General features: G+C 66.7%; 10 protein-coding genes. 4 read left to right on the top strand and 6 right to left on the bottom strand.

The features are described from left to right. Window position 1: 1 nt before the first annotated feature. Complete coding sequence (locus CKO27_RS14020; protein WP_200375528.1) at window positions 2–1,261, bottom strand: OprD family outer membrane porin; 1,260 nt, start codon at window positions 1,259–1,261, stop codon at window positions 2–4. A 132-nt stretch (window positions 1,262–1,393) separates the two neighbouring features. On the opposite strand from CKO27_RS14020, the gene CKO27_RS14015 reads away from it, so the two are divergent. From CKO27_RS14015 to CKO27_RS14005, 3 genes are all read left to right on the top strand, one after another. After that, a complete protein-coding gene (locus CKO27_RS14015; protein ID WP_200375527.1) occupies window positions 1,394–2,149 on the top strand; it encodes an MlaC/ttg2D family ABC transporter substrate-binding protein in 756 nt (251 codons plus the stop codon). Window positions 2,150–2,251: 102 nt separating this feature from the next. Then, on the top strand, window positions 2,252–2,797 hold the full coding sequence (locus tag CKO27_RS14010; RefSeq protein ID WP_200375526.1) for a retropepsin-like aspartic protease family protein: 546 nt from the start codon (window positions 2,252–2,254) through the stop codon (window positions 2,795–2,797). 132 nt (window positions 2,798–2,929) lie between these two features. Next, entirely contained in the window at window positions 2,930–3,427 is a 498-nt protein-coding gene (locus CKO27_RS14005) for a retropepsin-like aspartic protease family protein (protein ID WP_242470914.1), read from the top strand. Here the strand turns inward: CKO27_RS14005 and CKO27_RS14000 are convergent. Further along, window positions 3,417–4,724, bottom strand: coding sequence for a DUF3422 family protein (locus tag CKO27_RS14000; protein WP_200375524.1), 1,308 nt, complete (start codon window positions 4,722–4,724; stop codon window positions 3,417–3,419). The two genes, CKO27_RS14005 and CKO27_RS14000, sit on opposite strands and share 11 nt — an antisense overlap. Before the next feature lie 455 nt (window positions 4,725–5,179). Here CKO27_RS14000 and CKO27_RS13995 point away from each other — a divergent pair, with 455 nt between their 5' ends. Beyond that, window positions 5,180–6,604, top strand: a complete 1,425-nt coding sequence (locus CKO27_RS13995; protein ID WP_200375523.1) for a formylglycine-generating enzyme family protein — start codon at window positions 5,180–5,182, stop codon at window positions 6,602–6,604. A gap of 93 nt (window positions 6,605–6,697) precedes the next feature. Here CKO27_RS13995 and CKO27_RS25200 read toward each other — a convergent pair whose 3' ends face one another. Genes CKO27_RS25200 through kdpB form a run of 4 tightly spaced genes read right to left on the bottom strand, consistent with a single transcriptional unit; the run spans window position 6,698 to window position 12,764 of the window. After that, window positions 6,698–7,402, bottom strand: coding sequence for a response regulator (locus CKO27_RS25200; protein WP_200375522.1), 705 nt, complete (start codon window positions 7,400–7,402; stop codon window positions 6,698–6,700). After that, window positions 7,399–10,074, bottom strand: a complete 2,676-nt coding sequence (locus CKO27_RS13985) for a sensor histidine kinase (protein ID WP_200375521.1) — start codon at window positions 10,072–10,074, stop codon at window positions 7,399–7,401. Before CKO27_RS13985 ends, CKO27_RS25200 begins: the two co-directional genes overlap by 4 nt. A 32-nt stretch (window positions 10,075–10,106) precedes the next feature. Continuing rightward, complete coding sequence (gene kdpC / locus CKO27_RS13980) at window positions 10,107–10,730, bottom strand: potassium-transporting ATPase subunit KdpC (RefSeq protein WP_200375520.1); 624 nt, start codon at window positions 10,728–10,730, stop codon at window positions 10,107–10,109. A 9-nt stretch (window positions 10,731–10,739) separates the two neighbouring features. Beyond that, window positions 10,740–12,764, bottom strand: coding sequence for a potassium-transporting ATPase subunit KdpB (gene kdpB, locus CKO27_RS13975; RefSeq protein ID WP_242470913.1), 2,025 nt, complete (start codon window positions 12,762–12,764; stop codon window positions 10,740–10,742). Window position 12,765 lies beyond the last annotated feature (1 nt).

The following is a 12,765-nucleotide window of genomic DNA, read 5'->3' as shown; positions in this document are numbered from 1 at the left end:
CCTATTTGAATGTGTGGGTGTAATTCAGGATCAGGTGATATTCCGTGGTGACATCGGTCCTGTCTCCGAGGGTCTGCCCGAGGCGTGCGGCCCGCGCGCGTAGCCACAGCGGCCGCGCCCAGGACGGCCAGTCCGGGTCGGTGAAACGGTAATCGAAGGTCACATCGTACTCGCTGTTCCGCGACAGCGCCGCCCCCGTCGTGGCATTGATGGCATCGTCGCCGACGCTCAGGGACGTGTTCATGGACAGCCCCGGCGCGCCGAAAGGGGCAAAGTCGATGGCGGCATCCAGCCCCCACACCCGCTCCCCGGCTCGGTTGAAATTGTTGATGATGCGGCTGGTGTAGCCGCGCCAGGAGCCGAAGGGTGTGCGGTAGGCCGCGCCCCGGTCGGTTTCCATGAGGATGCCCGAAAGCGTGAACGGACCCTGGATCAGGTCCGCCTTGACCCCGAGGGTCCAGGTGCTGAAGGCCGATCCGGTCAGCCGATCGTCGCCGACGCTGGTCTGGCGCAGGAACTGGGCGCCCAGACGCCCGCGCGTGTCGGGGCCAAGGGGCGTCGTCCAGGCGACGTCGGCGTAGGTCGAGGAGAGCAGGTCGGGGAGGTAGTAGGTCGCCGCGCCCCAGGTCAGCGCTTCGGTCGGTGTGCCGCGCGCGGTCAGCAGCAGCATGGGTTCGGTGACGGTCGCCGGCGCACCGGCGACCGTGGCGACCTGAACGAATTCATCCCAGTTGCGGTGCTTCATGGAGTCGATGTAGCCGGCGAAATACTCCGTCCCGCCCAGCGTGCCCGTCAGCGCCGCGCCCTCGAAGGTGCGCGGCGTCATGCGGGTGTCCTGTGGATTGACCTCGAATTGATTGACCAGGAAGCGCCCGGCGGTGAAGGTCTGGTCGCCTAGCTTCAGCGCACCGAACGCCTCGCCGAGCACGTTGTAGGGTTGCTGCCCCGTGGCCAGCAGGGAGGTGCCATCCTTGTCCAGTGGGCCATAGAGCCGCTGCGAGCTATAGCCCGTCAGCCCCAGACGCAGCCGGTCCGCGATCCAGCCCGAACGGTATCCAAGCCAGCCGCCGCCCGCCCAGGCCAGATTCTCGACCGGGCCGAGCCTGACCCGATTCAGGTAGTGGGAGCGCCAGTGCAGCGTCAGCTCGCTGTCGCGGGTCAGGGCATCGGCCAGTCCCGAGGTCCAGTCAGCGGCCGGCGCCGTCGTCGCCAGCGTGGCGATCAGGAAGCAGGCCGTCGAGTTGGTCGTTCGAGGGTTCATGTCAACGCATACGCCCGTGGGACAGGGCCGGCGCCTTGCTTTTCCACCCGAGCATTGGCACCCTCCCGTCTCCGGTCTTCCGGCTTGATCGTCCAAAAATAGATCGTCCAAAAATAACCCAGGAGGAATTCAATGAAGTCTCGTGCTTGGTTGCCAGTCGCCATGTTGGTTGGAATGTCCGCGACCGTCTCGGCGCAGCCCCAGGGTTATGGTCCTGGGGTCGGTCCGGGATATCCAGGATCTGGAGCCTCCACCGGCGAGGGCCTGCCGGCAAGCCCCTGGGGTCCGGCGCCCTCGATGCCGGCCAGTCCCTACTCCAGGGAACCGGCCTGGTCCGCGCCACCCTCCGACCAGGCGGACGCCGAGGCCGCGGATCGGTCCAGCCAGAACCCGGCGGTCCAGGCCAGCGCCGTGCTCAAGGAAGGCATGGATAAACTCCTGGCCTATCTCACCCAAGAGGAGGTTCCCAACAATCTCCAGGTCGCGGCCTTCCTCGACCGCGAGATCGCGCCCTACTTCGACTTCGACTACATGGCCCAGTGGGTCGCCGGCCCGGCCTTTTCCGGCATGACGGCGGAGGAGAAGAAGGCACTCGCGGCCCAGTTGGAATCGGACTTCCTCGGTACCCTAGCCCAGCATCTGGCCGGCTATCAGGGTCAGCAGATCCGGTTCCTCGGCCCCCGACCCGGCCCGCGTGGCGCGATCAGCATCAATGTCGCCATTCTGAGCGCCGGCGGCCCTCCGACGACCCTGCAGTTCCGCATGTCCAAATCGGACGCCGGCTGGAAGGTCTACGATGTGCTCGCCAACGGACAGAGCGCGGCCTCCCACTATCGGATGGGGTTCCAGCGGATGGCTCGCCAGGCGGCGACCGCCTTACCGCGCTGAGACGACGGTTCTAGCCCCCCTCCCCCTGTCCCTCGGGTGGGAGAGGGGTTTTTCGGCCTCCTCGCGGCGGGTCGAGAGGCTTGCTGACGCACGACTCGATCCATGACTGAACCGCCACCCAACACCAGCGACCTGCCGTCGCGCATCGGCCGGGCCATGCTGTTCGGCGCCTGGATCGCTGGGCTCGCGCTGCTGGTGATGTTTTTCGACGATTGGCTTGAGCGCCAGCACAATCCCAACCCAAATCCGATCGCGACCCAAGCGGCGGGCAACGTCCAGGAGTTGGTGCTGCGGCGCAATCGCGCCGGCCACTATGTCGCGACCGGCGCGATCAACGGCGAGCCGGTGCGGTTTCTCGTCGATACCGGCGCGACCAACGTGGCCTTGCCGCTATCGCTCGCGCGACGGCTCGGTCTGCGTCTGGGGCCTGGCGGGACCAGCCTGACCGCCAACGGCGAGGTGCGCACCTGGAGCACCCGCCTGGAGCGGGTGGATCTCGGCGGGCTGGTGGCGCATGGGGTGCGAGCGAGCGTACTGCCGAACATGCCGGGCGAGGACGTTCTGCTCGGCATGAGCTATCTCAAGCATCTGGAACTCATCCAGCGCGGGGATACGCTCACCCTGCGCCAACAGCGGATCGGCGGCTGACGCCGGCCGGACCTCGGCGCGAGATCGTCACTTCCAGGGTTTCGCGTTAAGCTTCGGGCACCTCGCCAGTCGCACGGCCTTCGCGCATCGCCAGGAAGGATCGGGAGGAACCGAAACTTGAAGACGAGATGGTTGAGCCAGAATCGCGGCATCCTGCTGTTCACGCTCCTCGGCGTGGCCATCGTGCTGACGCTGAGTCAAACCGGCACCAGGGGCAATCCCAACCCGCGCCCGGTCGCCTATCCGGGAACCGCGGGGGTTCCGCAGGTCGTCCTGAAAGAGAACCAACTCAGCCAGTACGTGACCACCGGCCGCATCAACGGCGAGAAGGTGGAATTCCTCGTGGACACGGGCGCGGCGGACATCGCCATGCCCTACCGGGTGGCGCAACGGCTCGGGTTGCAACTGAATCCGGGCGGAATCAGCAAGACCGGCAACGGCAATGTCCAGAGCTGGTCGGCCCGGCTCGACCGCGTGGATATCGGCGGGCTGGTCGCCGAGCAGGTCAGTGCGACGGTGCTGCCGCACATGGTGGGCGATCAGGTTCTGCTCGGCATGGCCTATCTGAGACACATGGAGATGGTCCTGGCGGGCGGGCGGATGACGCTGCGTCCCTACCTTACCCCTTGACTCCCTCGGACTTGAGCAGGCGGGCCTTCATGCGCCGCAGCCCGAACCAGGCGATCAGGACCACCAGCGGGGCCGCCAAGCCGGTCGCGAAGGTGGCATCGATCGGCGCGCCATGGGCTTCGAGCCCCTTCAGCAGGTAAGCCACCAGTCCGACCCCGTAGTAACCGATGGCGATGACCGAAAGCCCCTCGACGGTTTCCTGCAGGCGCAGTTGCAGCTTGGCGCGCCGGTTCATGGAGTCTAGGAGTCCGCCGTTCTGCTTCTGAAGCTCGACCTCCACCCTGGCGCGCAGCAGGCTGGTGAGACGGGCGGCGCGCTCGGCGAGATCCTGCTGGCGCTTGGAGGTCGAGTTGCAGGTCGCGATGGCCGGGGCGAGACGCGCGTCGAGGAACTCGGTGAGGGTTTGCAGTCCCTCGATACGCCGCTGGCGCAATTGCTCCAGGCGCTGCACCACGACACTGTAATAGGCCCTGGAGGCCTCGAAGCGATAACTGGTACGCGCCGCCACCGCCTCGATCCCGGAGGCGAGCGCGGTCAGCTCGGCCAGGAGATCGCTCTCGGAGACCTGGGTACCGGCATCCTCCTGGCTCACCATGCGGGCCGCGACGGCGACCAGGCGAGTTTCGGCGTCGCTCATGCTGGCGTTGGCCTCGCGCGCGGGCGGGAGCCCGAGGAGGGCCATGGCGCGATAGGAGTTGACCTCCAGAATCCGCTTGGCGACACGGCCGGCCTGATTGGGCGACAAGCCCTGATCGCGCAGCAGGACGCGGGAGAAGCCGTCGCCGTGGATACGCAGGTCCGACCAGGCGCGTGCCGCGCCGCCGACCACCTCCGAGCCAATCACCAGATTGCCGGCGAACAGCTCGCTCAGTTCCTCCATCGAGCGCTCCGGCATGTCCCTGGGTTCGAGCGCCAGCGACACGGCGGAAATGACCTCGCCGGGCATCTCGCGCAACCAGTCCTCCGGCAGTTCGCTCAGGACCGGATAGGCAAAGGGATGCACGAAGGCCCCGTGCTTGCTGAAGGTGTAGCTGACGAACTCGGTGTGACGCTCCCAGAGCAGGCGGATATCGCCCAGCCTGACCATGTAGTACTGATCCAACTGATTCGGCCTGGGAACCCCGTAATGCTCCAGCAGCCCAAAGAGGTGTCGCGCATTACGACCGCTGCCCCGCTCACCGCAGACCGCGGCGATGTGCGAGATCCGCTCCGGCGCCTGGAGTGGCTCATAGGTGCGCGCGTGCAACTCGGCGACGGCCTGGTGACGTAGGGGGTGTTCCTTGAACAGCGGTGACATCGAGCGAGAACTCCTTGATACATCGGTGACGACAGGGTAGCCGGAAATCGTGACCCTCAATAGTCGGCTTGAACCGAAACCCCGGCGACAGCCCGGATGCCGGATGGAAGGCTCCCATGCCAGGACGGGGCTCTCGCGCCCCAAGGGGCCGGTCGCGAGGACGTTCGAACGCGACTCGCCCGGCGGCCCGAGAGCACCCACTTTATTTCAATACCCAATTCACTCAAAACCGCCCAATGCATTCATTTCTGGAATCCATTGAGTCAAAGTCGGACAATCGCCTACCCTTCCGACAGAGGTCGTCAACAAACCCGTCCTGTCGACACGGCCGGTCGAGGCCCGCCCTCCTGGATGGTCGCGCTGAACGCGGCTCCACCGCAGGCGATGGAGCGCGATGGCCATAACCCCCACCGGCGCACGGCGTGCCGCGCGATGACAATCAGTGATGCCCAAGCATGGCCGAACAAACCGACTCGCAAGTCCATTTCGATGACGAGTCCGAGTCCTTGCGCAAGACCCTGGAGCAGATGCGCAAGGAGGCGGAGGAGGAGCTGACACGACTCAGCACCCGACTGGCCGAGCGCGAATTCGCGCCCGACAGCTCGATCGCGACCGCCACCGAGCGTCTCGCCCTGCAGCAGGAAATGATGATGCTGCAACAGACCCTGGAGGCCAAGGAACAGGCGCTCGATCACATCACCGAGGAATGCCGGCGGCTCGAGGACGAGTTGGAGGATCACAACATCGCCTTCGACAGCCTGAAAAAGGAGGTGGATCGCAAGGATAAATCGCTCCGTGAGGCCCAGGCCGAGGCCGAGCGTCTGCGCCAGGAATTAGCCGAGGCCAAGCGCGCCGTCGCGGCGAGACCGGTCCCCCAGCCCGCGCCCGTCATCGTCAACGAGAAACCGAGAAAAACCAGTGTCTGGCTGCTCGTGGGCGCCGGCCTTCTCTTCGTGCTCCTGTCGCTGGCGGCGGTCACCTTCCTCTACCTGATCTGGGAACGGATCGAGTTGCCCTTGCCCAGCATCCAGCCTCGGGCCGAATCGCCGGCCCCGGATGCGATCGTGCTCGATCCATCCGAACCAGGCGCGACGGGACCGCCCGGAATGGACGCACCGCCCGCCGCGATCTCGGCCAACCGCCTCACCCGAGCCCCGCGCATTCATCAGGACCGGCTCCGCGACGGAGTGCCGGGGCCGGCGATGGTCGTGCTCGATGGCGGAGCCTTCCAGATGGGCTACAACAGCCTCTCGGGCGAGGACTTCGGCCCGGCCCATCGAGTCGAGCCGAGACCCTTCATGATCGGCGCGCACGAAGTCACCTTCCTGGAATACGACCGCTTTGCCCGCGCGACCGGTCTCGAACCCCCGGACGATCGGGGCTGGGGACGCGGCACGCGCCCGGTCGTCGGCGTCACCTGGAACCAGGCGACGGACTATGCCGCCTGGCTCTCGCGGCAGACCAACCAGCGCTATCGCCTGCCCACCGAGGCCGAGTGGGAATTCGCCGCCAGGGCCGGCACGGAGAGTCCCTTCTGGTGGGGATCCAACCCGGAGCGCAATCGGGCCGCCTGCCTCGATTGCGGGAGTCAGTGGGACAACCGTTCGACGGCTCCGGTGATGAGCTTCCCATCCAACCCCTTCGGCCTCTACGATACCGCCGGCAACGCGATGGAGTGGGTCGCCGACTGCTACGAGGCGAGCTATCAGGGCGCGCCCACCGATGGTGGCGCCCGGCTCGATGGCGACTGCCCAAGCCGGGTCGCGCGCGGCGGCGCCTTCAACAAGCCCTCGGCCTTGATGCGCGTCCATGTCCGCGCCCGCTTCGCGCCCGAGACCGAGCTGAACATGCTGGGCTTCCGAATTGCTCGGGATTCCTGATCCCCACTTCCCCCTTCCCTTCTCGACCGCTCGGGCGTACCGCATCCTCGGCGTCGCTATCGCGACACTGGACCTCATCAACGAGGTCGACACCTACCGGCGGTCGATAAACCGATAGCCGACACCCGGTTCCGTTTGCACATACCGCGGCTCACCGGAGTCGTCCTGGAGTTTTTGTCGGATTCGGCCGATGAAGTTGCGTAGATAGTGTGTGTCATCGGTATGCGTCGGTCCCCATAGCTCGCGCAGGAGTTGGGTCTGCGTCATGACCTGACCGGGGTTCGAGACCAGTATCTTGAGAATGGAAAACTCCTTACGTGTGAGGTGAAGGGGTTCGCCCTTCAGGGATATCCGTCGTTTGACGAGGTCGATGTGGAGATGGCCGTCGTCGTAAACCCCGGCATCCGGCTTCTCCGCCGACCGGGGCAGACGCAAGAGATTGCGAACGCGCGCCAGGAATTCCTGAATGCCGAACGGCTTGGTCACATAGTCGTTCGCACCCGCGTCCAGCACGGCGACCTTTTCACTCTCCGATGACCGGACCGAGAGAATCATGACCGGCACGCTCGACCAATGACGCAGTTCATGCAGCACGGATTTTCCATCGGCATCGGGAAGGCCCAGATCGAGCACGATCAGGTCCGGCGTCTGGGTCGCCGCGAGTTCGATCCCCTTCCCGGCCGTCTCCGCCTCGATGACCTGATAACCCTGGCTCCTGAGACTGATGCGAAGAAATCGCCGGATCTGTTCCTCGTCGTCGATGATGAGGATGCGGGCGGAGGCGGTGCCTTCAGTCACGCGGGCTCCTCCTGGTCGCCGTCGGGAGGCTCGATCAGCGGCAGGTGGATCGCGATGCTGGTGCCCCGACCGCCTGGACCCGGCAGGGCTTCGATGCGCCCGCCATGCGCGCCGATCATGCCGCTGCAGATGGCGAGCCCCAACCCGCTGCCATGCTTGCCGCGATCACCCTCGCCACCAGTGAAAAACAGATTGAACACCTTCTCGCGCTGCTCGGGCGGGATCCCCGGCCCTTCATCGGAGACGGTGATCAGCAGTTCGCCGCCGTCACGCGCCGCCGCCACCCGCACCTCGGCGCCATTGGGGGAGAATTTCGCCGCGTTTTCGATGACATTGACCAGCGCCTGCTCGACCAAGGCCGGATGTACGTAGAGCAACGGCAGACCCGGCTCGATGCTCCTGACCAGTCGACAGTCGTGCAGCAACTCATGCGTTCGCCGCAGCGCCGAATTGAGGATGTCATCGATGCCGATCCAGTCGCGTTCCAGTTTCAAGGTGCCGTACCCGAGCCGCGTCATATCGAGCAGGTTCTGGATGTAGCGGTTGAGTCGCTCGCCTTCACTGATCACCGAGTCCAGGAGTTCGCGGCGGTCGTCCGCGGAGAGCGCGTCGTCGAGCGAGCGCAGGCTGCTCGCCGCGCCGATCATCGAGGCCAGCGGGGTTCGCAGATCGTGCGATACCGATGACAGCAGGGCCGAACGCAGGCGCTCGGTTTCTTCCGCGACCTTGACCTGCTCCAGGTTGGTCGCGAGACGGGTCCGGGCCAGGGTCAGGGTGACCTGCGTGATCAGCGCGTCGATGGCGGCCAGTTGTTCGCTCTGGAACTCCTGGTCTGGTCGGTGGACGCCGATCACGCCGAAGCACTCCTGCTCGATCGCCAGTGGCAGAAATCGCCAATCGATCGCCGAGAGCGTTTCGGTTTGAAAGCCGCTGGGCTGCCGATGATCGCAGGCCCATTGCGCGGCCGGCCAGGCCTTGTCATTCAGGTCCAGGGCGTCCTGCGAGGCGGCCACCTGTTCGAGCTTGCCGCCATCGCCCGGCGCCAGCAGGACGACCGGGACGTGCAGATACCCGGCGATCGCCGTGGTGGCCTCACGATGCACCGTGGGAAGGTCGACCGCGGTCGAGAGACGCCGGCTCAGGGCCAACAGGGTTTGCGTCTGTTCGTTGGTGCGGCGCAGCGCGAGAACCTGGTGGCGCAGGCGACCCGCCAGGTGGCCGCCGATCAATCCCGTGATCAGGAACACGCCGACGGTCACCAGCTCGTGCGTCCGATGCATGGCCAAGGTGAACCGTGGCTCCGTGAAGAAGAAGTTGTAGACGATGGCGCTCACGACCGCGGTGATCAGTGCCGGGCGCATGGCCGTGCGCACCGCGACCAGCAAGACCGCGATCAGGAAGACCAGCGACAGGCTGGCCAGGGGGATCAAGGGTTCGATGGCGGCGGCGACGCCGGTGGCCGCCACCACCACCGTCAGCGCCAGGCCATAGTAACGAACCGGCTCCATCCGCCGGAACCAGCGCTGACGTCGGCGCACGCGGGCGACCCGTGAAGCGACGAAGGTGATTTCGAAATCCTCGCTCCGACGCAGCAGGCGTTGGCTCAGGGTGCGGCCGAACAATCCCGCCAGGGGCCGGTGCCGGCTGCGACCGACCACCAGCGTGGTGGCATTCTGGTCGCGCGCGAAGGCCAGTAATTCCTCCACGGGATCATGACCGCGCAGGGTCAGGGTCTCGCCCCCCAGGCGCTCGGCCAGCGCGAAGGCACGCTCAACGCCGACCAGTTGTTCGGGGCCGGTATCGCCACGATCGACGAACACCGCGCTCCAGGGGGCGCGGCGGCGTTCGGCGAGCCGTCGGCCGAGACGCACCAGTTCCTCACTGTTACCGATCCCATCGATGGAAACGACGATGCGCGCCCGCACCGGCCAGGGGCCCGCGATCCCCTGGCTACGCATGGCCTCGTGCACATCCTGGTCGATGCGTTCCGTCACCGCCTGCAACGCCAGTTCACGCAGCGCCGCCAGATTCGTCGGACTGAAAAAGCCATCCAGGGCCGCGCGCGCCTGTTCGGGCACGTAGACCTTGCCCTGCCTGAGCCGCTCGATCAGCTCGCGGGGTGTCAGATCCACCAACACCACGTCGCGCGCCGCGCTGAACACGGCGTCCGGCACCGTTTCTCGCATGCGCACGCCGGTGATGCGCGCGACGACATCGTTCAGGCTCTCCAGGTGCTGGATATTGACCGTGGTCCAGACCTCGATGCCCTGTTTCAGCAATTCCTCGATATCCTGATAACGGCGCGGGTGGCGGGTACCCGGAATGTTGCGATGGGCCAGTTCGTCCACCAGCACCACCGCCGGCGCCCATTTGAGGATGGCATCCAGGTCCAGCTCCCGGAACCGGGCGCCGCGATACTCAAGCGGCATCAGCGGAATGGACTCCAACCCCTCGCACAGCGCCTCGGTTTCCTGTCGGCCGTGGCTCTCGATGATCCCGATGACGATATCGGCGCCCTCGCGCCGCGCCTCGCGCGCCGCCTCCAGCATCTTGTAGGTCTTGCCGACGCCGGGGGAGGCGCCCAGGAAGATCTTGAGCGCCACTTGTCGCTCGCGTTTGATCTCGGCGAGCAGGGCTTGGGGGTCTGGCCGATTATCCGCTGTCGCATTCATCGGTATGCCAACCTGAATTCCTCCGGGCCTCGTTACCTGGCGGTGACCTGTGCGCCAAGCGCGTCGAGCGCCAGATTCAACCGGAGCACATTGAGGCGCGGCTGTCCCAGGACGCCAAGCACCGGCCCTTCCAGGTGCGTCGCCACCAGCACGGCGACGGCGTCGCGGGGCAGCCCGCGCGCCGAGCTGACCCGGTCGATCTGGATCTCGGCCGCTTCCGGGCTGATGTGGGGGTCGATGCCCGACCCGGAGGCGGCGATGAGATCGACCGGGATCGCCGCTGGTGCAACGCCGTTGGCGGCGGCGATCGCCTTGGAACTGGCCGCAGCCCGTTCGCGCAGATCCGGATGGCTGGGCGCCTGGTTGGAGCCCGAGAGGGCGAATGGATCGTAACCGGCGGCCGAGGGGCGGCCCTGGAAGTAGCCCGGCGCACTGAACGGCTGACCCACCAGCGCCGAGCCGATCACCCGGCCGTCGCGTTCGATGAGGCTGCCGGTTGACTGATCGGGAAACAGGAGGGCGCCGATCGCCACGGTGACGAGCGGGTAGAGGACGCCGCAGAGCACCATCAGCACCAGGGCGCCGCGCAGCGCCTGGATCCAGCTTCCGGCCGGGGTCACAGGCCGCGCGGGGGCAAGGGATTCGCGTTTGTTCATCGCAGCCTCCTACAGGAACAGGCCAAGACCAAGATCGATGAGCTTGATCGCCGGGAAGGGCAGCAGCAAGCCGCCAAGCCCATAGATCAAGAGGTTGCGGCGCAGCAGCACGTCCGCGCTGGCCGGGCGGAGGCGCACCCCGCGCAGGGCGAAGGGAACCAGCGCCGGAATCACCAGGGCATTGAAGATTACCGCCGCCAGCACCGCCGTGGCCGGGCTGTGGAGGTGCATGATGTCGAAGGTCCGCATGGCGGGCACGCTGGCCACGAAGATGGCCGGCAGGATGGCGAAGTATTTGGCCACGTCATTAGCCAGCGAGAAGGTCGTCAGCGCGCCGCGTGTGACCAGCAACTGCTTGCCGATCTCAACCACCTCCAGCAGCTTGGTCGGATCGGAATCCAGATCGACCATGTTGCCGGCCTCCTTGGCGGCCTGGGTGCCGGAGTTCATCGCCAGCCCAAGATCCGCCTGCGCCAGGGCGGGCGCGTCATTGGTGCCGTCACCCATCATCGCTACCAGGCGTCCCTGGGCCTGTTCGCGCCGGATGTACTCCAGCTTGTCTTCTGGCGTGGCCTCGGCGATGTAGTCCGCCACGCCGGCCTCGGCGGCGATGGCCGCGGCGGTCAGCGGATTGTCGCCGGTGATCAGCACCGTGCGGATGCCCATGGCGTGCAGGCGCTGGAAACGTTCCTTGATGCCGCTCTTGATGATGTCGGACAAGGGCACGACGCCGAGCACCCGATCGTCCTCCGCCACCACCAGCGGCGTCGCGCCGCCTCGCGCCACACGTTCCACGAGCGCGGTCGTCTCGTCGGGATAGGATCCGCCGTTCTCGGTGACGAAGCGGCGAATGGCATCCGGCGCGCCCTTGCGGAGGCGCCGACCGTCCGGCTGGTCGATGCCCGAGAGACGGGTTCTGGCTGAAAACGGCAGGAAACGCGCCTCGGGGTCGGCCTCGACGACCGCGCCTCGGCTTCTCGCCAGCGCCACGATGGACTTGCCCTCCGGCGTGGGATCGGCCAGCGACGCGAGCAGGGCGGCGGTCCGCAGCCGCTCCGGAGCCAGGTTGATCAACGGCAGGAAGTCGGTGGCCTGGCGGTCGCCGTGGGTGATGGTCCCGGTCTTGTCCAGCAACAGGGTGTCGATGTTGCCGGCCACCTCCACGGCCCGGCCTGACTTGGCGACCAGATTGGCGCGCATGGCGCGATCCATGCCAGCGATGCCGATGGCCGGCAGCAGCCCGCCGATCGTGGTGGGAATAAGACAGACCAGCAGTGCCACCAGCACCGGCACCGAGGTCTCGCCGCCGACAAAGGCGGCGAACGGCACCAGCGTCGCCACCACGATCAGGAACACCAGGGTGAGCGCGGACAGCAGCACGGTGAGCGCGATCTCGTTGGGCGTCTTCTGTCGCTTGGCGCTCTCCACCAGGGCAATCATCCGATCCAGCATGGACTGCCCGACCTCCGCCGTCACCTCGACCAGGATGCTGTCGGTCAGCAGCTTGGTGCCGGCGCTGACGCCGCTGTTGTCGGTGCCGGCCTCGCGCAGCACCGGCGCCGATTCGCCGGTGACCGCCGACTCGTTGATGCTGGCCGCCCCCTCGACGATCTCGCCGTCGGCGGGAATCAGTTCGCCCGCCAGCACCCGTATCCGGTCGCCGCGACGCAGGGCGGTGGCGGGCACCTGCTCTTCACCGGCCCCCTGGATGCGCCTGGCAACCAGGCCCTCGCGGGTCGAGCGCAGGCTCTCGGCCTGCGCCCGCCCCCGCGCCTCGGCCAGTGCCTCGGCGGCGTTGGCAAAGAGCAGGGTGAACAACAGAATGAGGGTGATGGCGAGGTCGAAGCCCCAGGGGCGACCGGCCAGGAGATCGGCACCGGTCAGCCACAGCGTCACCAGCGTTCCGACGCCGACCACGAACATCACCGGGTTGCGCGCCAGCCAGCGCGGGTGGAGCCGCCGCACCGACTCGCCCGCCAATCGGGCCAGGGTATGGGCATTCACTAATCTCAATCGGCTGCGTGCCTGTTTCATG

It is taken from the genome of Thiocystis violacea (genome assembly GCF_016583575.1).
Classification (GTDB): Bacteria; Pseudomonadota; Gammaproteobacteria; order Chromatiales; family Chromatiaceae; genus Thiocystis; species Thiocystis violacea.
Note: the sequence above shows the minus strand (reverse complement) of the source record. Positions and strands in the feature narration are given on the sequence as shown.

Bases quoted from the DNA above. Each gene is read 5' to 3' on its own strand.
- CKO27_RS14015 (WP_200375527.1), top strand. From the start codon at position 1,394: ATGAAGTCTCGTGCTTGGTTGCCAGTCGCCATGTTGGTTGGAATGTCC.
- kdpC (WP_200375520.1), bottom strand. From the start codon at position 10,730: ATGAACAAACGCGAATCCCTTGCCCCCGCGCGGCCTGTGACCCCGGCC.
- CKO27_RS13985 (WP_200375521.1), bottom strand. From the start codon at position 10,074: ATGAATGCGACAGCGGATAATCGGCCAGACCCCCAAGCCCTGCTCGCC.
- CKO27_RS14000 (WP_200375524.1), bottom strand. From the start codon at position 4,724: ATGTCACCGCTGTTCAAGGAACACCCCCTACGTCACCAGGCCGTCGCC.
- CKO27_RS14010 (WP_200375526.1), top strand. From the start codon at position 2,252: ATGACTGAACCGCCACCCAACACCAGCGACCTGCCGTCGCGCATCGGC.
- CKO27_RS14020 (WP_200375528.1), bottom strand. From the start codon at position 1,261: ATGAACCCTCGAACGACCAACTCGACGGCCTGCTTCCTGATCGCCACG.
- CKO27_RS13995 (WP_200375523.1), top strand. From the start codon at position 5,180: ATGGCCGAACAAACCGACTCGCAAGTCCATTTCGATGACGAGTCCGAG.
- kdpB (WP_242470913.1), bottom strand. From the start codon at position 12,764: ATGAAACAGGCACGCAGCCGATTGAGATTAGTGAATGCCCATACCCTG.